The organism is Seonamhaeicola sp. NFXS20, assembly GCF_049132085.1.
Taxonomy (GTDB): domain Bacteria; phylum Bacteroidota; class Bacteroidia; order Flavobacteriales; family Flavobacteriaceae; genus Seonamhaeicola.
Genome location: NZ_JAFMPU010000009.1, coordinates 137,537 through 158,091 on the forward strand (window position 1 = coordinate 137,537; position 20,555 = coordinate 158,091).

The window sequence follows — 20,555 nt, forward strand, 5'->3', positions numbered from 1 at the left end:
AAACTCTGGAAAATTTATTAAATCTTCCAGAGTGAATTTATAATAATTGTTAGTGTATTAAGTGTTAATTATAGAAAAAATGTTTAAGGATATATTAAATATTTTTTTCTTGTATTTTTAAACTTAGTTAAACCGTCTTCCCAAGTTGCTTTAATTTCTTCAAAGCTTAAGCCATTTTCAATTTGCTTTTTTAATTTATCTGTGCCAGCTAAAATATTAAAAGATCTTTCTCTAAAGAATTTGTCTTTGTTTGCAGTTGCATTATAAGCGTTAATAAGCCATTCAAAATTTAACGCGCTTAACCTGTTGGTTTTAGATAAATCTAATCCAAAACATTCTTGGTTTATATTTTTAGGGTTTTTAGATCCAAAATTTGGCTGAGGGGTAAAACTGAAGTTGTATTCATTGCTAGGTAAATCTGGTGATCCAAAAATTTGGAACTGCATATCTGTACCTCTACCGCAATTAACGTTAGTGCCTTCAAATAAACATAGGCTTGGATATAAATTGATAGATTTATCATTAGGAAGGTTAGGAGATGGTCTTAAAGTTAAGCTATAAGTAGAACTATGAGTGTAATTTTTTAAAGGAATAACTGTTAGGTTACATTTAACACCATTTTTTAGCCATTTTTCACCATTTATCATTTTAGCATATTCACCTATAGTCATACCGTATACAATAGGTACAGGGTGAAGGCCTACAAAACTTTTAAAATTTTCTTCCACTATTGGGCCATCTATATAATGTCCGTTAGGGTTAGGTCTATCTAATACAATTACGGGGATTTGTTTTTCAGCACAAGCTTCCATGATGTAGTGTAATGTAGATAAATAGGTGTAAAAACGAGCACCAACATCTTGAATGTCAAAAACAACTACATCTAAATCATTTAAATGCTTTTCAGAGGGTTTAAATTTCTCTTCAGAATTACTATTATCATTAGTTCCGTATAAAGAGACAACAGGAATTCCTGTCTGTTCATCAATTTCACTTTTTATAACTTCACCAGCATCTATTTTACCTCTTAAACCGTGTTCGGGAGCAAATATTTTTACAATATTTATATTTAGTGATTTTAGCGAATCTGCAAGGTGAGTGTATGTTTTATGGTCGTTACTTTTAAAAATAACTGAGGTGTTATTAGCAGCTAAAGCAATTCTTTTACCTTTTAATAAATCTAAATATTTTTCTGTTTGATTAGCTCCAACAATAATGTGTTTTGTTGTAGATTCTGCGGTCTCTTTTAATGGTACTTGCTTTTTACTTTTATTTTGACAATTAGTTAAACATAAAAATAAAACTAACAGTTGTAAAATAATTCTTGAAATTTGTTTTTGCATAATTTAAAATTTAAAAAGGAGCTATTAATTGTTGTATAATGGTTATTATAAAAGATTGATACCTGCAGATATGTAGCTTTTTAGCTTAGGGTTGTTTATTTCAAGATCTGTTACTACTGTGTCTATTTCTTTTAATTCGCATACATTATAATTATGTATTAAATTTAATTTATTTGTTGTGGCTAAATAAACAACTCGTTCTGAGGCTTTTATCATAGCTTTTTTTATTAATGAAACTTCATAACCTTCATCTGTAATACCTTGTTTAACATCTAAAGCACTAACACCCATAAAACAAATATTGGCTCTTAGGTTAGATAAATATTGTATAACATCAATACCTGTAGTAACCATTGAACTTCTATGAATTTTACCACCAATAAATATGGTTTCAATTAAAGGGTGTTCTGTTAATTGCATAGCAATTGGCAAACTATAAGTGTACACGGTGGCTTTTAGGTTTTTGGGGAGTAATTTGGCTAGCATTAGGTTTGTTGTTCCTCCACTAATTATAATTACCATGCCATCTTCTAATAAAGAAATTGCTTTTTGCGCAATACGAACTTTTCCTTCTCTATTGTATATAACATCTTCATTATAATGATAAAGTTTTTGTATGTTAGAAATAGCTCCGCCGTGTACTTTTGTAATCAAGCCCTTATCATGCAACTCTTTAATGTCTCTTCTAATGGTGTCTTCAGAAACCTTCAATCTCTCAGATAAAAAACTAGAACTTACTTTTCTGTTTATACTTACCTCATCTATTATTTTCTGTTGTCTCTCCTTTTTTTTCATTTAATTGGCTTTCTTCAAAAATAAGATATAATTATTTTAAAATGCAAATTTATATTTAAAAAACGCATTTTTTTGCATTTTTTAGCTTTAAAAAATGCATTTATTTGTTTTTTTATACATTTGAATATATCTAAAAATATAAAAATATGATTGTTTCAAAAAGATTAGTCTCGTTAGATGTTTTAAGAGGGATGACAATTTCTTTTATGATATTGGTAAATACTCCAGGTAGTTGGAAGTATGTGTATCCACCTTTAAGGCATGCTGAGTGGAATGGTTGTACACCAACAGATTTGGTGTTTCCTTTTTTTCTGTTTATAGTAGGTGTGTCTATATTTTTTTCTTTTAAAAAGTATCAGGTTAAAATTTCTAAAACGAGTCTTTTAAAAATTTTAAAACGAACTATTATAATTTTCTTTTTAGGTTTTTTATTAAATCTTTTTCCGCATTTTAATTTTGAAAATGTGCGTGTTATGGGAGTTTTACAAAGAATAGCAATTGCTTATGGTTTAGGTTCTGTACTTTGTTTAAGTTTAAAACAAAATCAATTACTGTTTGTTTTAATAGGTTTGTTATTGGGGTATTGGGCATTATTGTATTTTACATCTGGGGCTGAGTTGTATTCTTTAGAAAATAATATTGTTAGAAAGTTAGATTTGTTTTTACTGGGAGAAAAACATGTTTATAAAGGTTTTGGTATTCCTTTTGATCCTGAAGGGTTATTATCAACTATATTATCTGTAGGTACAGTAATTATTGGTTTTTTAACAGGTAAATTAGTAGGAACTAAAACATCGGTTGTAGATAAAATGAAAGTGTTGCTACTATATGGTGTTGCAATGGTTGTTTTGGGTGCTCTTTGGGGGATTGTTTTTCCTATCAATAAGGCTTTATGGACAAGTTCATATGTTTTGTACGCAGGTGGTTGGGCAATGTTATTTTTAGCTATCTTAATTTATACTATAGATTACAAAGGTTATTCAAAGTGGGCAAGACCTTTTGTTCATTTTGGAACCAATCCTTTATTTATTTTTGTTTTTTCAGGTGTGTATGTAAAAACAATTAGTTATTTAATAAAAATACCAATACAAGAAAGTGCAAATAAAATATCGGGTTATAAATATCTTTTTGATTATGTGTTTTCTCCTATTGCAGGTAATATGAATGGTTCTTTGTTATTTGCATTAAGTCATATTGTAATCTTCTGGTTAATTTGTTTTGTTCTTTTTAAAAATAAAATATTCATTAAAATTTAGCATTTTTCTTACTTTAAGATTAATATTCATTAATAAAATCCTGTTTAAATGTTAAAACACGCATTTTTTTGCATAAAAAATGCGTGTTTTAATTTTTTTTTATACTTTTAACCTATAACTTAAATTCTAACTAATATGAAAAATTATTGTTTTCAATTAACCCTTGTGGTATTATTGTTTTTTTCGCATAGTTCTTTTGCGCAAACCGCAACTATATCTGGTGTTGTTACGGAAAAAGGAACGGACATGCCATTAATAGGGGTAAATGTTGCTGTTGAAGGCACTTCTAAAGGAGCTGTAACAGATTTTGATGGGAGGTATTCTATTCAAGTAGATGCTGTTAAAGGCAAATCTCTTGTGTTTAGCTTTATTGGTTTTAAAACTGTTTCAGTTGCGTTGACTGGTGGTAGTCAAACCGTTGATGTTACTATGGAAGAAGATGCTACTAGTCTTGATGCTGTAGTAGTAACGGCTTTAGGTATTAAAAGAGAAGCTAAAGCGCTAGGGTATTCTTTAACAGAAGTTAAAGGAGATGATATGACACAGGTAAAAACAACAAGTGCTGTTAATTCTTTACAAGGTAGGGTTGCTGGTGTAAATATTTCAACAGGTAGTAGTGGTGCGTCTGGCTCAAGTAGGGTAATTATTCGTGGAGCTAGTTCATTAACAGGAAATAACCAGCCTCTGTATGTGGTTGATGGTATTCCTATTATTAACAATACCAACGGTTCGGTTGTTGGGGCAACAAATGATGGAACCGGTGACGGTGGAGATGATATATCTTCAATTAATCCAGATGACATCGAGTCTGTTTCTGTTTTAAAAGGTAGTTCGGCAGCGGCTCTTTATGGGTCTTTGGCTTCTAATGGAGTTATAATGATTACTACAAAATCAGGAAAAGGACAGCAAGGTTTAGGAGTAGAATACTCTTCTTCTTATACTTTTGAGAGAATTAATACAGATCTTTTAAGTCTCCAAACTACTTACGGACAAGGTAACCAAGGGTTAAAACCAGGTTATGAGTATGATATAAATAATAATCCCGTAGAGATTTCGGATACAGATTTAGCTATTGATGACGCATTTACTTATGCGCTATATTCTTGGGGGGCTAAAATGGATGGTTCTATGGTTTATAATTGGGATGGTGTTCAAAGACCATATTCTTATACTGGAAATAATTTAGATAAATTTTATCAAACAGGAACTACAGCGGTTAATACACTGGCTCTAACTAAAGGTGGTGAAGATTATAATTACCGTTTCTCTTTTTCTAACTTAGAAAATAAAGATATTTTTCCAAGTTCAACTTTAAACAGAAAATCACTTTCTTTTAATGGGTCTGCCAATATTAATCCAAAATTAACATCAACCGTTAGTGCTAAGTATGTTATGGAAAAAGTGCATAACCGTGTAAACCTTGGTGATACACCTGGTAATGCTAATACTGTGGCTTATGTGCTACCAAGTAGTTTAGATATTTACGATTTAAAACCTGGTTCTAACAGTGAAGGTACAGAGCTTTTGTTTCAGCCAAGTCAATTTATTACAAATCCATATTGGGTTGTTAATAATTTTAATAATGACGACAAGAAAAACAGATTAACAGCGTCTACAACTTTAAGGTATGACATAACAGATTGGTTGTACGCAACAGGTCGTGCTGGTATAGATACTTATGAGTTGTCTAGAAGTAGGGTAACGCCTTATGGAACGGCTTATAGGCCTACAGGAGAAATGACAGAATCTAAATCTACTTATGCCCTTTTTAATGCAGACTTTATGATTGGGGTTGAAAAACCAATAACAGAAAAGGTTTCAATCAACACAATTATTGGTGCCAATACAAGAACGTCAACTTTCGATGCGTTAAGTGCAACGGGTAGAGAGTTCATTGTAGTTGGTCTAGAAGATATTAATAATACTACCTTGCCAGAGCCAGAATACAGTTATTATAAAACCAAAACAAATTCATTATATGGGTCTTTTGAGGTAGATTACGATGAGTTTGCATATTTAACTTTTACAGGAAGAAATGATTGGTTCTCAACTTTATCATTCCCAGGAAAAACAAGTCCGAATAATGATTTTTATTGGTCATTAAGTGGAAGTTTATTACTCTCTGAAGCGTTAGAGTTGCCAGAAGCAATTAACTACGCTAAAGTTAGAGCAAGTTATGCACAGGTAGCAGGAGGAGCTACTGATGCTTATGCATTAAATTTAGATTATGCTATTACAGGTTCTTTCCAGGGGCAGTCATTTGGAGAACTAAACGGAAGCTATATTCCAAACCCTAATTTAGTGCCTTTTCAAAAAACAGAATATGAGTTAGGTTTTGAAGGCAGATTTTTTAATAATCGTTTAAACCTTGATGTAGCATATTATTCAAATAAAACAACTAATGATATTGTAGAGGCAGCAGCGTCGTTGTCTTCAGGTTTTAACTCTGCTGTTTTAAATATAGGTGAGTTACAGAATAGAGGTATTGAGTTATTAATAGGTGGTACCCCAATTAAAACAGATGATTTCTCATGGAACACATCATTTAATGTAGGATATAATGATAGTGAAATTTTACACACCGATGATGAAGACACTCCAATTAATGTAGATGGTAGTCAAACGAGGTCATATACAGCTATTATTTCTCATATAGTAGGAGAGCATTATGGTGTTATCTACGGTTCATCATACGAGCGAGATGATGATGGTAATATTATATATGATATGAGTGGTTCTATACCAACACCAGTTCAAGGAGAATATAAAGTGTTGGGGCAAGGTGTTGCACCGTATACCTTTGGTTTTTCAAACACGTTTAGATATAAAGATATTTCATTAGGTTTTTTAATTGATGCAAAATTTGGAGGAAGTGTACACTCTGGTACTAATAGAGAGTTAATGTTAAGAGGTTTGCATGAAAAAACATTAGAAGGAAGAGAAACTGGTCTTGAAGTATCTGGAATTGATAGCAGTACAGGAGAAGCATTTACTACCATTGTAGCTCCAGAAAATTTAAGAACTTATTATGGTTTAATAGGAGAGGAAAACTCTGGTATTTCAGAAGAGTTTGTTTACAGTACAGATTTTATAAAATTTAGAGAGTTAAGTTTGTCATATAACTTACCAAAGAGTCTGCTTAAGGATTTGTTTATTAGAGATGTAAGGTTCTCTCTAATTGGGAGAAATTTATTCTTTATTAAAAGAGATATAGAAAATGTAGATCCAGAAGCTTCTTTAAATAACTTAAACTCACAAGGTATAGAAAGATTTGGTGTGCCATCTACCAGAAGCTTAGGTTTTTCTGTAAATGTTAAATTTTAAAAACTATGAAAATGAAAAAAATATTAATATTATTAGCAGTAATTATAACCTTTGGGTCTTGTGATAAAGATTTTGAGGAAATTAACGTGAACCCAACTAAGGCTACGTCATTAGCACCAGCAACTCAATTTACATATGTGCAACTGTATACAGGAGGTAGTAGTTATGTGGCAAATTTATTTTGGAATGTTATTCATTTAATGCAAAACATACAACACCTTAATCTTACCTCTTATGTGTCTTTCTTATACAAAGAAGGTAGTACAAATTGGTTGTTTGAAGAGCAATATGATACTACGGTTAAGAATATAGTAGATTTAGAAGCTCAATTGGAAGCGAGTGATGAGCCTACAGCAGAGGCAGATTTAGCTATAACAAGAATACAAAAGGTTTTAATATTTAGTAGGTTAACAGATGCTTATGGCGATATCCCTTATAGTGAGGCTGGTAAAGGGTTTTTAGAAGGTATCCGCTTTCCAAAATATGATAAACAAAGTGATATTTATGCTGATATGTTGGCTACTTTAGAAGAATCGGTAGCAACATTAAGCACAAGTGGAGAAAGCTCTTATGGCTCTGCAGATTTGTTTTTTGCTGGAGATAAATCTAAATGGATAAAATTTGGTAACTCTCTAATGTTGCGTTTAGCAATGCGTATGGTTAATGTTGATGAAACAGCTGCGGAAGAATGGGCAACAAAAGCTATTGCAGGTGGTGTTATGGAAAGTAATGACGATATTGCTTATCTTCAATATGAAAACCATGCTAATGATGGAGGGCCTAATGTAAATCCTTTAACAAAAACGTTTACTTCAAGAGCATCAACTCAGGTTAAAATCTCTAAAACGTTTATGGATTTCATGAAAGATAGAAATGACCCACGTGTTTCTGTTTTATGTTCAACTATTGATGGAGATACCACATTCGATTTACAATTTGGTCAAGATATTAATGATCCAACAAGGGGTGAAGCAAATTCAAAACCCAATATCAATATTTTTGGAGGCTCGGGTGTAGTGGTATATGATGCACCGCTTTTCTTTCAAACTTATGCAGAAGTTGAGTTTATGATAGCCGAAGCAGCAGAGCGTTGGGGATTGGCTGGAGGCGATGTAGAAGCGCATTATAATGCAGGGGTAACAGCTGCAATGGAATATTTATCTATGTATGGAGATGGTGCTAGTATTTCGGCAGATCAAATTAGCGATTATTTGGCAGAAAATCCTTTTGTGCCCTCTGAAGCTCTAAAAATGATAAATGAACAATACTGGGTAGCTACATTTGGTAATGGGTTAGAAACGTTTTCAAACTGGAAACGCTCTGGTTACCCAGAATTAGTGGCAGCCGATGTGGCCGAAACACTTACTGGTGGCGAAATTCCTAGAAGATTTGTATATCCTTCTTCAGAAGAACTTAATAACCCAGAAAATGTTGCATTAGCCGCAGAGCAACAAGGTGGAGATGAATTATTAACTAGAATGTGGTGGGATACAAAATAAAGCTTTGAAATAAAAACTTTAATAGACTGTTTTAGAGTAATAGTTAAGTTTTTAGATAATAAGTTTTTAATTATGTTTTTTTTAGTTTTGAGTTAGTAATTGAGGTGAGAGAACTTTTAGTTTATCTCTCACCTTGATGCTTGCTCTCACCTTATTTCTTAATCATCATCTATTTAATTCATTATTTTGAAAAAAGTTAAAACAGGTCTTGATGCATTGGTAAATAGTGCAAACCTGCAAAATTCATTTAAAGGTAATGTGGCTTTATTATGTCATAATGCATCTGTAGATTCTACTTGTACTCATGCTTCAATAAGGTTTAAAGAATTGTTTGGTAATAGGTTTGTGAAATTGTTTGGGCCTCAACATGGTTTTAATACCGATGCACAAGACAATATGATTGAAACGAATCATTGTGTACATTCCTATTTTAATATACCTGTTTATTCTCTTTATTCGGAAACCCGCATTCCTACCGACGAAATGTTAGAAGGGATTAATTATTTGTTTGTTGATTTACAAGATGTTGGGTGTAGGATGTACACCTATATTTACACCTTAACGCTTTTACTTGAAAAGTGTAGTAAAAAAGATATTGAAATTGTAGTGTTAGATAGGCCTAATCCTATAAACGGACTTGATATTGAGGGGAATATATTGGATTTGGAATTTGAATCGTTTATAGGCAGACACCCCATTCCTGTAAGGCATGGGATGACTATTGGAGAAGTAGCCTTAATGCATCAAAAATTCTGGGCTAAAGAAAAAACTAAACTTAAAATAATAAAAATGCAGAATTGGGAGCGAGGCATGTATTTTGAAGATACCCAATTACCATGGCTGTTGCCTTCTCCTAACATCGCTAGAGCAGAAAGTGCCTTAACATTCCCCGCAATTGTTTTGTTTGAAGGAACTTTGTTGAGCGAAGGGCGTGGTACTACACAGCCTCTAGAAATTGTTGGACACCCCAAAATAGAACCATTTTCTCTAGCAAACAACTTAAAAAATAGCCTTAAAACTTCCAATTTAGAAGGTTTTGTGCTAAGACCCATAACATTTACGCCAACTTTTGATAAGCATCAAGAGAAAACCTGTGGAGGCATTCAAGTACACGTTACCAATAGAAAAACGTATAAACCTTGGCGTGTTGGTCAATTTCTTCTTCGTGAATTGTACCACTATTTAGGATGCGAATTTAAATGGAGGCAACCTCCCTTTGAATATAATTATATAAAACAACCAATAGATATTATTAATGGCACCGATAGGCTAAGACATTGGGTAGAAAACAAAGAACCAATAGAGGCTTTAAATGGTTTTGAAAACCTAGAAGAATACCAATGGCAGCTTAATGAAATTAAACTTTACTAAAAACAAATTAAACTAAAAAAACAACTATAAATATTGTTTTCTGGTTTAAGATAAATTAAACACATAGATGGGAGCAACACTTATTTTAATAATCATAGCATCGTATTTTGGGGTATTGATGTTAATATCGCATATAGTTTCAAAAAACACCAGCGACGAGTCTTTTTACACAGGCGATAGGAAATCGCCCTGGCAAGTTGTTGCTTTTGGAATGATTGGAGCTGTTTTGTCAGGAGTTACTTTTGTATCAATACCAGGAATGGTTGGTAATAACTATTTTTATTACTTGCAATTTGTTTTAGGTAATGTGGTGGGCTATGTGTTTATAACCTACGTGCTTCTCCCTATTTATTTCGATTTAAAACTAGTGTCTATATACACCTATTTAAAATCGCGCTTTGGAGCTAACACCTATAAAACAGGATCCTTATTTTTTTTAATATCCCAGTCGTTTGGAGCCGCATTGCGTTTGCTACTGGCTGCTAAAATATTGCAATATGCTGTTTTTGATGCGTTTAATGTGCCTTTTTATGTTACGGTTATTTTAATATTGGTCCTTATTTGGTTTTATACCAACAAATCTGGTATTAAAACCATTGTATGGACAGATACCCTTCAAACATTTTTCTTAATATCGGCAGCAATAGTGTCTATATACGTTATTAAAAATGCTCTGGGGCTTAGTTTCTCAAAAACTATTTCATCTATAACTACTCATGAGTATTTTAAAGTTTTTGATTGGAACTTTCATGCCGGAAGTAACTTCTTTAAGCAATTTATTTCTGGGATGTTAATTGCTATTGCTATGGTAGGATTAGACCAAAACATGATGCAAAAAACGCTTACTTGTAAAAACAAAAAAGAGGCGCAGCGTAATATTTTATCCTTTAGTTTAATTTTAGCGGTTACTCAATTCTTGTTTTTGGGTCTTGGTGTAATGCTGTATTTATACGCAACAAAATATGGCATTGATTTAGAATTTGAAAACGGTAAGTTTGTTAATACCGACAATTTATTTCCTATGCTTTCCCTAAATCATTTTGGAACCATAGCTAGTATAAGTTTTATATTAGGAATAACAGCAGCATCATTTTCTAGTGCAGACTCTGCATTAACGGCCTTAACAACGTCTTTTACACACGACTTCTTAGATATTCAACATAAAAATCCAAAAGAAAAAAAACGATTAAAAAATTACGTTTTGTTTGGTTTCTCTGTAGTGGTTTTTACTATTATAATGGCATTTTCACAAAGTAAAGGCGATGTAATTTCTACAATATTCAAAGTCGCCGGATACACTTACGGGCCTTTATTAGGCCTTTATATGTTTGGGATTTTCACAAAAATAAAAGTTAAAGATAAGGCGGTGCCTTTTATATGCATACTTATGCCAATACTTACCTATGCTTTAAACTACTATTTTATTATATGGCTAAATTTCGATTTTGGCTTTATGAACATATTTGTTAATGGACTTTTAACGGTTGTTTGTCTTGTTCTTTTTAAAGAAAAAAGCAATAAAACAAGCAATGCATTGTAATTAATCTTAAATAAATAACTAAGATGAAAATAAATAAAAAAATATTACATGCCATAGTGTACACTTATGTTTTGCTTTGCTGTTTAACTGGATGTAAGAATGCTGAAATAGAACAAGATGTTGTTCTACGAAACGGTAAAATAGAACTTGGTTTTAGTACAAAAACAGGTGGTTTTAAAACCTTTAAAAACATTAATAATTCATTTAGTTTTTTAGAGGCTAACCCATCAAAAAAATCGCTTTGGAAAATTAATTTTTTAAAACCATCTGGTATTGGAAGTATTGAAATGACTAATGCTTCCAACTTTCAATATTTAAAAGAAGATAACAATACGTTAACTTTGGTTTGGAGTAATTTTAATGTCTTGGAAAATAAAGACTTTAAAGTTGTGGCCAAGATTAAGCTTAAGGAAGATAAGCCTTTGTCTGATTGGAATATTGCTGTAGAAGGTATTGATGATGAAAAAATAAGTAGCGTTGTATTTCCTATAATTTCAGGAATAAAAGATTTGGGAAATGAAAATCTTGCGGTACCATATTGGCTTGGAGAAAAAATGAAAGACCCTCGTAGGCATCTTTCAAAAATTGAAGGAAAAGAAAAAAAATACCAATGGCAATATCCTGGTAGAATGTCATTACAATGTATTGCCCTGTATAACGATTCCGAAAAGTTTGGACTTTATACCGCTTGCAACGATTCGTTGGCTTACAGAAAAGATTTTTCTTACGAAATTGATAGTTTAAACTATCTTACATATAAGATAAGTAATTACCCTGCAATAAATTTAAAATCACATACCTATTCTCCAAAATACAATGCTGTAATAGGGACTTTTGAAGGCGATTGGATTAGTGCAGCACAACAGTATAGAGCATGGGGAACCAAACAAAAATGGGCTTATGAAAGTAGATTAAAAAAAGGAGTAACGCCTAAAAGTTTAGAACAAACAGCTTTGTGGGAATGGAATAGAGGAAAATCAAACAATGTATTAAAACCCGCAAAAGACCTTAAACAAAAATTAAAATTACCTGTAAATGTGTTTTGGCATTGGTGGCATGGGTGTTCTTATGATGATGGATTCCCAGAGTATTTCCCACCCAGAGAAGGTAAATCGTCTTTTATTAACACGGTTAAATCTTCACAGGAAGATAATATAAAATCCATTGTTTATATGAACCAAATGCAATGGGGAACAGATACAGAAAGTTGGAAAAAAGAAAATGCTTCGGTATATGCCGTTAAAGATATCAATGGAAACCTTAATACTCATACGTATAATGTGTTTACAGGCAAATCTTTAACAACCATGTGTATGGCAACGCAGTTTTGGAAAGATAAATATACTGCTCTATCAAACGAAGCTGTTAATACATATCATACCAATGGCGTTTACATGGATCAAGCATGTTTTAGTTTTTTGTGCTATGATGAAAACCATAATCATCCGCAAGGAGGAGGTAATTATTGGCTTAAAAATTTCGCAAAACTTACAGAGCAAATCCGCTCTACATTCCCAAAAAACAAAGATGTTTTTCTGGCAGGAGAAGGTGTAAGCGAAGCTTGGTTGCCTTATTTAGATGCGTTTCTTACCCTGCAGGTTAGTATGGAAAGATATGCCGGTGATAATGGTTGGGAACCCATTCCGTTTTTCCAAGCGGTTTATCATCAGTATGCCATTTCTTATGGAAATTACTCGTCTTTAATTGTACCGCCTTATGATGAGTTATGGCCTAAAAAATATGCGCCAAAAGAGCCGTTAGCACTTTTAGACGAAAAATACAGTAAACAATTTTTAATGGAACAAGCAAGGTCTTTTGTTTGGGGCTTGCAGCCAACAATATCTAATTATCAAAGTTTTTTGTCTTCCGAAAGAAAAAAAGAAATCGATTATTTGTTAAACTTGGCTAGGGTTAGGAATAATGGGTTAGAATACCTATTGTACGGAAAATTTTTACGCTCTCCTAAAATAAGTATACCAAAAGAAACCATAGAAATGTCCAGATTATCTATATATGCAGGCAAAACAGGTAATACCGTTACGGCATTTCAAAAAAAGGCCGATTTACTGTATTCAGGAACATGGAAATCTAATGATAATAAATTGGGTATAGCATTGGCCAGTATTAGCGATAGCCCTCTTCCTGTTAACATGAATTTCAATTCTAAAGATTATGGTATGGCACCCTCGGGTGGGGTTAGTATTATAGATGCCCAGGGTAAAAAGTCCATAACAACATACAGTAATGGTGAAATACAAATAAACCTAACACTTAAGCCTAGGCAAGTGTGTATTATAGAAATAAAAAATAATATTGAAAATGAAAAATAAACTCATAACCGAACAATCTTCAGCTTATAATGATTTAGACAAAATGAGCACATTCGATTTGCTGTCAAATATGAATGCCGAAGATAAAACAGTGCCTTTAGCTATAGAAAGGGCTATTCCTTCTATAGAAAAATTAATAGATGTAATTCATGAAAAAATGAGCAAAGGGGGGAGGTTGTTTTACATAGGAGCCGGAACTAGTGGTCGATTAGGTGTTCTTGATGCCTCAGAATGTCCACCAACCTATGGTGTTGATGATAATTTGGTTATCGGTTTGATAGCCGGAGGCGATGTGGCCCTTAGAAAAGCTGTTGAAAATGCCGAAGATGATACCGCTTTGGCATGGAAAGATCTAAAAAAATACAACATCAATGAAAAAGACGTGCTTATAGGTATTGCCGCATCTGGAACCACACCCTATGTTATTGGTGGCGTTAAAGCATGTAGGGAAAACAATATAGTTACGGGTTGTATTACTTGTAATGAAAGCTCGCCGTTATCTGCAGAAGTAGATTACCCAATAGAGCTAATTGTGGGGCCAGAATTTGTTACAGGTAGCACAAGAATGAAAGCAGGGACAGCTCAAAAACTTGCTTTAAACATGATATCTACTACGGTTATGATAAAGTTGGGCAGAGTAAAAGGAAATAAAATGGTAGACATGCAGCTCTCTAATAAAAAATTAGTAAACAGAGGGGTTAGGATGATAATGGCAGAATTACATGTAGATGAAGAAACGGCTAATAGTTTATTGCACAAACATAAAAATGTTAGAAAAGTAATAGAAGCACATAAGTAGTAGAAATATAATTTAATTAAGTAATGAAGAAGATTTTAATAGGAGGTGTTCTAGTTTTTTTTCTTATAGGAATTAGTTGTAAAAAACCAAACGAAAAAAACAATATCAATATTTATGATGCCAAAAAACATTGGGTAGATAGTGTATATAGTAGTTTGAGTACCAAAGAAAAGGTAGGGCAATTATTTATGGTTGCAACCTATTCCAATAGAGGTAAAAAGCATACAGATTCCATTCAAAAACTAATAAAAACCAATGGCATAGGAGGGTTGATATTTTTTCAAGGAGGACCTGTGCGTCAAGCTAAGTTAACAAACATATACCAATCTCTATCAAAGGTGCCATTATTAATTGGTATAGATGGTGAATGGGGCTTAAATATGAGATTAGATAGTACGCCTAGGTTTCCTTATAACATGACACTAGGCGCTATTAAAAATGATAGTTTAATTTATAAAATAGGTAGTCAAATAGGTAAACAGTGCAAGCGTTTGGGAATACACATAAACTTTGCTCCTGTAGTAGATATAAATACAAATCCCAAAAACCCAATTATAGGGGTGCGGTCTTTTGGAGAAGATAAAGAGAACGTTGCTAATAAAGCAATTGCCTTTACTCAAGGCATGCAGAGCGAAGGTGTTATGGCTTGTGCCAAACATTTTCCAGGACATGGCGATACAAGTCAAGATTCACATAAAACCTTGCCAACCGTATCGTTTAATAAGCAAAGAATAGACTCTGTAGAACTATACCCTTTTAAAAAACTTTTCGAAAAACATATAGCAGGGGTTATGGTAGCGCATTTAAATGTACCAAGTTTAGAGCCTACTGAGGGGGTGCCCTCTTCCTTATCTTACACTATTGTTACAGATATTTTAAAAGAACAGCTTAATTACAAAGGGTTAATTTTTACCGATGCTTTAAACATGAAAGGTGCTGCTAATTATAAAGAGCCAGGAGATATCGATTTAGCCGCTTTTAAGGCTGGTAACGATGTTTTATTGTTTACGGAAAATGCTCCAAAAGCCATTTCAAAAATTGTCGAGGCTTATAATAACCAAGACATAACAGAAGAAAGATTAGCTTATTCTGTTAAAAAAATTCTTAGAGCTAAGTATGATGCTAATTTACATCAGTTTAAACCTATAGATATAGTAAATTTAAAAGAAGATTTAAATAATAGTTCAAACATACTATTAAATGAAGAAGTATTTAGTAACGCCATCACTGCATTAAAAAATAGCAATCGTATTTTGCCCATAAAAGAGAATGAAAAAGAAAACATTGCTTATATAAAATTGGGTAATGGAACATACAAAACCTTCTTAACAGAGCTAAAAACAGGAATTAAAGTTCATGACCTTACGGGGCTTTCGGAGGAAAAGCTATTACAGGAACTAAAAAAATACGATAAAGTAATTATTGGGTATCATCGGTCAAATAGCAGATTAACCAAAGCAATATCTAAAAAAGATCAAGCAATTATAGAAGCCATAGCCCAAGATAAAAAGGTGGTTTTAAATGTATTTTCAAGTCAGTATGCATTAAAAAACCTTACTCTTAAAAATATTGAAGGCGTAATTGTTTCGTTTGAAAATTCAGAAATAGCACAAAAAATATCAGCCCAAATTATTTTAGGTAAAAAACAAGTTGTAGGTAAACTGCCTGCATCAATAAACAATGCATATCCTGTTAATTTTGGTATTTAATAAAATAAATTATTCTAACATGAAAAAAACATTACATTGTACAATATTATTAGCTTTAACATTTCTTTTTTCAAATATTATAATATCTCAAGAATTATACAGGAAAGGTGTTCATGAATTACAAAAAGAAGAGTTTGGAAAGCAAGTAAATATTTATAAAAATACAAAAACTAATAAGCAGCAAATTATTTCATTGCAAGAAAAACAAACAAATACATTGAATAAAACAGTATTTGGTTTTTTACCTTATTGGGAGCAAAGCAGTAATGCCCATAGCAATATACAATACAACTTGCTTTCACATATAGCTTGCTTTGATTTTTTAGTTCAGTTAGATGCGTCTATAACCCCTCCGGCCGGATGGCCTTGGACTACCGAAATAAATGCAGCACATACTGCAGGAACAAAAGTTATTATGACCGTAGTTAACTTTGGTGGTGCAGATGGTGCAGATGCCGTTGCTTGGGAGTTATTTACCAACACAACTAAACAAACCACATTTTTTGAGAACGTTAAAAGCTTAATTCAAACTTACAATTTAGATGGGGTTAACATAGATTTTGAAGGAATGACAAGTGCTCATAGAGGTGCAGAGTTAAATACTTTTATGGCTAATTTAACTACTTACATACACACTGAATTACCAGGAAAGGAAGTTTCTTTTGATGGGCCAGCGGTTAATTGGGGCGGATGGATAATTGATGACCTAGTGAATAGTGTTGATTATTTAATTGTTATGGCCTACGATTATATTGGAGCTAACGATGGGTATACTGGGCCTGTAGCACCTTTAACGCATCATACGTCATGGAAACGGTTTGTTACCAGAACTATTGAAACGGGTACCTATGCTGTACCTACCGCCAACAATCCAGAAAAATTAATTTTAGCGGTACCCTATTATGGGCAACACTGGAAAACAGATACAAATCTTTCAGAATCGGCAACAATTTCCTATGAAGGTTCTACCCGATATAGAGATACAGCTACTGAAGCAGATACCCATGGAGGCTTTATATGGAACTCAGATTTTCAATCGTCTTGGTATGTGTGGAATGATGGCACTAACTGGAATCAAGTTTGGGCAGATAATGAAACCAGTATATCAAAAAAGTTTGATTTAGCCATAGAAAACAACTTGGGAGGAGTTGGTATGTGGGCTTTAAATTATGACGGTGGCCGCCCAGAATTATGGGAGCTAATAAACACAAAATTTGGAATAACAGCAGGTTTAGACGAAGTTGTTGATAATAACTTGATTCAAATATTTCCAAATCCAGCAAAAAATGTGGTAGCAATTTCAAGTTTAAATAATTCTAAACTAAAAAAAATAGAGCTGTATAGCATTACAGGGAAATTAATAAAAGAAATACATCCTAGTAGTCAAAATATTAATGTAAGTTACCTAGAAAATGGAGTGTATTTTTTAAAAGTTGAAAATGAACAAGGACAAAAAGAATCATTTAAAATTTTAAAATCTAATTAAAAACAGATAATTAATTATTTATAACAAATGAAAATCACTAAAAATCAATCTTTAAATGAATTATCAAACATTTTAGATGGTGATGTTTTTCATGATAATTTACATAAAAGTATTTATGCAACTGACGCCTCTGTTTATAGAAAAATACCATTAGGAGTAGCCTATCCTAAACATAATCAAGATTTAAAAAAAATAATTCACTTTGCTTCAAAGAATAATATAACCCTTATTCCTAGAGCAGCAGGTACTTCTTTGGCAGGACAATGTGTAGGAGATGGGTTAGTGGTTGATATTTCTAAACACTTCAACAACATTTTAAATTTTGATGAAAAACTAAAAACGGTTACGGTTCAGCCAGGAGTAATACGAGACGAATTAAATAATTTTTTAAAACCTTACGGACTTTTTTTTGCGCCCAATACCTCTACCAGTAATAGGTGTACAATAGGCGGAATGGTTGGTAATAATTCATCGGGAACAACTTCTATTAAATATGGCGTTACTCGAGATAAAGTTATAGAGCTAAAAACCATTTTAAGCGATGGTACAGAGGCTGTTTTTAAAGAATTATCAATTGGTGATTTTCATAAAAAAAGAGAAGGAGATTTATTAGAAAATAAAATTTACAATTCAGTTTATAATGAGTTGTCTAATAAAGATATCCAACAAGAAATAAAAAAACAATTCCCCAAAAATAATATCCACCGAAGAAATAACGGTTATCCTATTGATGAGCTATTGAAGTTTAAAGAATTTGGGGGTTCAACTGAAACCATAAACTTAGCAAAACTTTTAACTGGTAGCGAAGGTACTTTAGCTTTTACGACAGAAATAACTTTACAATTAGACGAGTTGCCTCCACATAAAAATATTTTAGTAGCAGCCCATTTTAATAGTATAGAAGAAAGCATGAAAGCGGTGGTTGTAGCCATGCAACATGATTTGTACACCTGTGAGTTAATGGATAAAACTATTTTAGATTGTACCAAAAATAATAGAGAACAACTAAAAAACAGGTTTTTTGTTGAGGGTGACCCCAAGGCGATATTAATGCTTGAAATTTGTACGGATAGCGAAGAAGAAGCTGAGGCATTGGCAAACAATTTAATCTCAGATTTAAAAAACAATAACTTTGGCTATGCATTTCCTAAATTATTAGGAACCCAAATAAATCAAGCTATTGAATTAAGAAAAGCTGGTTTAGGGTTATTGGGGAATATAGTGGGTGATGATAAAGCTGTCGCCTGTATAGAAGATACAGCAGTTGATGTGAAAGATCTGCCAGATTACATTTCAGAATTTTCAAAAATGATGAAAGATTTTGGTCAAAATGCTGTTTATTATGCACATGCAGGGGCAGGAGAACTGCACCTAAGGCCAATCTTAAATTTAAAAAAGCAACAAGATGTTGTGCTATTTAGAAAGATTACCACTAAAACAGCAGAACTGGTAAAAAAATACGGCGGGTCTTTTAGTGGCGAACATGGCGATGGTATTGTAAGGGCAGAGTTTATTCCGTTAATGATTGGTGAAAAAAACTATGCGCTTGTTAAACGAATAAAAAAAACATTCGATCCCAATAATATCTTTAACCAAGGAAAAATTGTTGATGCCTTTCCTATGGATAAAAGTCTTAGGTATGAAGTGGATAGAAAAGAACCTACCATTGATACTATTCAAGATTTTTCCGATAGCTTAGGAATTCTTAGAGCAACCGAAAAATGTAACGGTTCTGGCGACTGCAGAAAGCTACCTAGTGCAGGAGGCACCATGTGTCCTAGCTACAGGGCAACACTAAATGAAAAAGATACAACACGGGCAAGGGCCAATGCCTTAAGGGAGTTTTTAACAAATTCAGAAAAGAAAAATAAGTTTAACCACAAAGAATTATATGATGTTTTTGATCTGTGTTTAAGTTGTAAAGCTTGTGCTAGTGAATGTCCTAGTAATGTAGATATTGCCACATTAAAAGCAGAGTTTTTATACCAATATTACAAAGAAAATACCATCCCTTTTAGAACAAGAATTTTTGCCAATAACGTTAAGCTAAATAAGTTGGGGAGTATGATGCCTTCTGTTTCCAATTGGGCTTTAAGTACTAAAATGGCTAAAAATATTCTAGGAGTTGCCACAGAAAGAAGCATTCCTAAATTAGCAAATACAACATGTTTAAATTGGTACAAAAAAAATAAAGACAAGCTATCTGCAAAACCTAAATCACAAGGAGAGATTTATCTGTTTGTAGATGAGTTTACCAATTACTACGACGTAAATATTGGTGTTGATTGTATAGAACTTTTAACAGATTTAGGGTATAAAGTCAATATAACAGAACATCAAGAAAGTGGCCGAGGCTTTATTTCAAAAGGAATTTTAGATAAAGCCAAAAAAATAGCAAACTTTAATATAAACTTTTTTAAAGATAAAGTTTCAAAAGAAACGCCATTAGTAGGTATAGAGCCATCGGCTATTTTAACATTTAGAGACGAGTATCCAAGGTTGGCAAACAATAAAGAAGCGGCCAATACAATAGCTAAAAACACATTCACTATTGAAGAGTTTATAAAACAAGAGTTTGATAAAAACCATATAGCTCCCGAACGTTTTACAAACCGTTCTAAAACTCTAAAAATCCATGGGCACTGTCAGCAAAAGTCATTAAGTAATATGGAGTCAACATTTAAAATGCTAACCATACCTAAAAATTATAAAGCAACCATCATTAATTCAGGATGTTGTGGTATGGCAGGTTCTTTTGGTTATGAAAAAGAGCATTATAAAATAAGCATGAAAGTAGGAGAGGATACTTTATTTCCAAAAATAAGGAATGCTAATGAAGAGGTTGTTATTGTGGCCTCAGGAACCAGTTGCAGACACCAAATTAAAGACGGAACCCAAAAACAGTCAAAACACCCAGTAAGTATATTGAGGGAAGCTCTTGTATAAAAACACAAATTATATAAAAACATGCTAAAAAGTAATATAGACAAAGCCACTGGTTTTGAAAAAAGATTTGAAAACGTAGGCACCATTGTTTTTGAAAACTCAACCGAAGCCTCAAAAGCAGTAGCCCAAGAAATAGCCGATTTAATCAAAGTAAAGC

12 protein-coding genes are annotated in these 20,555 nt (G+C 32.7%); 10 read left to right on the forward strand and 2 right to left on the reverse strand.

The window, feature by feature from the left end; all coding sequences use genetic code 11:
* Positions 1–83: 83 nt before the first annotated feature.
* Positions 84–1,343, reverse strand: a complete 1,260-nt coding sequence (locus J1D01_RS13200) for an exo-beta-N-acetylmuramidase NamZ domain-containing protein (RefSeq protein ID WP_421151134.1) — start codon at positions 1,341–1,343, stop codon at positions 84–86.
* Between the two features lie 45 nt (positions 1,344–1,388).
* On the reverse strand, positions 1,389–2,138 hold the full coding sequence (locus J1D01_RS13205; protein ID WP_421151135.1) for a DeoR/GlpR family DNA-binding transcription regulator: 750 nt from the start codon (positions 2,136–2,138) through the stop codon (positions 1,389–1,391).
* A 146-nt stretch (positions 2,139–2,284) separates the two neighbouring features.
* Here J1D01_RS13205 and J1D01_RS13210 point away from each other — a divergent pair, with 146 nt between their 5' ends.
* The 10 genes from J1D01_RS13210 to J1D01_RS13255 all read left to right on the forward strand — a co-directional run bounded on the left by J1D01_RS13210 (position 2,285) and on the right by J1D01_RS13255 (position 20,398).
* Positions 2,285–3,394 (forward strand): acyltransferase family protein, encoded by a 1,110-nt coding sequence (locus tag J1D01_RS13210; protein ID WP_421151136.1) that lies wholly within the window; start codon positions 2,285–2,287, stop codon positions 3,392–3,394.
* Positions 3,395–3,529: 135 nt separating this feature from the next.
* Entirely contained in the window at positions 3,530–6,718 is a 3,189-nt protein-coding gene (locus J1D01_RS13215) for a SusC/RagA family TonB-linked outer membrane protein (RefSeq protein WP_421151137.1), read from the forward strand.
* A gap of 11 nt (positions 6,719–6,729) precedes the next feature.
* Positions 6,730–8,217 (forward strand): SusD/RagB family nutrient-binding outer membrane lipoprotein, encoded by a 1,488-nt coding sequence (locus J1D01_RS13220; RefSeq protein WP_421151138.1) that lies wholly within the window; start codon positions 6,730–6,732, stop codon positions 8,215–8,217.
* Between the two features lie 186 nt (positions 8,218–8,403).
* A complete protein-coding gene (locus J1D01_RS13225) occupies positions 8,404–9,588 on the forward strand; it encodes a DUF1343 domain-containing protein (RefSeq protein ID WP_421151139.1) in 1,185 nt (394 codons plus the stop codon).
* A 67-nt stretch (positions 9,589–9,655) separates the two neighbouring features.
* Entirely contained in the window at positions 9,656–11,128 is a 1,473-nt protein-coding gene (locus J1D01_RS13230) for a sodium:solute symporter (protein WP_372936689.1), read from the forward strand.
* A 23-nt stretch (positions 11,129–11,151) separates the two neighbouring features.
* Positions 11,152–13,458, forward strand: coding sequence for a DUF6259 domain-containing protein (locus tag J1D01_RS13235; protein WP_421151140.1), 2,307 nt, complete (start codon positions 11,152–11,154; stop codon positions 13,456–13,458).
* Complete coding sequence (murQ, locus tag J1D01_RS13240; RefSeq protein WP_421151141.1) at positions 13,448–14,257, forward strand: N-acetylmuramic acid 6-phosphate etherase; 810 nt, start codon at positions 13,448–13,450, stop codon at positions 14,255–14,257. The genes J1D01_RS13235 and murQ overlap by 11 nt, the downstream gene beginning before the upstream one ends.
* 23 nt (positions 14,258–14,280) lie before the next feature.
* The gene (locus J1D01_RS13245) at positions 14,281–15,966 is read left to right on the forward strand and encodes a glycoside hydrolase family 3 N-terminal domain-containing protein (protein ID WP_421151142.1); all 1,686 of its coding nucleotides are present in this window, start codon (positions 14,281–14,283) and stop codon (positions 15,964–15,966) included.
* 19 nt (positions 15,967–15,985) lie between these two features.
* A complete protein-coding gene (locus J1D01_RS13250) occupies positions 15,986–17,452 on the forward strand; it encodes a glycosyl hydrolase family 18 protein (RefSeq protein ID WP_421151143.1) in 1,467 nt (488 codons plus the stop codon).
* Between the two features lie 27 nt (positions 17,453–17,479).
* Positions 17,480–20,398 (forward strand): FAD-binding and (Fe-S)-binding domain-containing protein, encoded by a 2,919-nt coding sequence (locus tag J1D01_RS13255; RefSeq protein WP_421151144.1) that lies wholly within the window; start codon positions 17,480–17,482, stop codon positions 20,396–20,398.
* The last annotated feature ends 157 nt before the right edge of the window (positions 20,399–20,555 follow it).

Bases quoted from the DNA above. Each gene is read 5' to 3' on its own strand.
- J1D01_RS13250 (WP_421151143.1), top strand. From the start codon at position 15,986: ATGAAAAAAACATTACATTGTACAATATTATTAGCTTTAACATTTCTT.
- J1D01_RS13255 (WP_421151144.1), top strand. From the start codon at position 17,480: ATGAAAATCACTAAAAATCAATCTTTAAATGAATTATCAAACATTTTA.
- murQ (WP_421151141.1), top strand. From the start codon at position 13,448: ATGAAAAATAAACTCATAACCGAACAATCTTCAGCTTATAATGATTTA.
- J1D01_RS13235 (WP_421151140.1), top strand. From the start codon at position 11,152: ATGAAAATAAATAAAAAAATATTACATGCCATAGTGTACACTTATGTT.
- J1D01_RS13220 (WP_421151138.1), top strand. From the start codon at position 6,730: ATGAAAAAAATATTAATATTATTAGCAGTAATTATAACCTTTGGGTCT.
- J1D01_RS13210 (WP_421151136.1), top strand. From the start codon at position 2,285: ATGATTGTTTCAAAAAGATTAGTCTCGTTAGATGTTTTAAGAGGGATG.
- J1D01_RS13200 (WP_421151134.1), bottom strand. From the start codon at position 1,343: ATGCAAAAACAAATTTCAAGAATTATTTTACAACTGTTAGTTTTATTT.
- J1D01_RS13205 (WP_421151135.1), bottom strand. From the start codon at position 2,138: ATGAAAAAAAAGGAGAGACAACAGAAAATAATAGATGAGGTAAGTATA.
- J1D01_RS13230 (WP_372936689.1), top strand. From the start codon at position 9,656: ATGGGAGCAACACTTATTTTAATAATCATAGCATCGTATTTTGGGGTA.
- J1D01_RS13245 (WP_421151142.1), top strand. From the start codon at position 14,281: ATGAAGAAGATTTTAATAGGAGGTGTTCTAGTTTTTTTTCTTATAGGA.
- J1D01_RS13215 (WP_421151137.1), top strand. From the start codon at position 3,530: ATGAAAAATTATTGTTTTCAATTAACCCTTGTGGTATTATTGTTTTTT.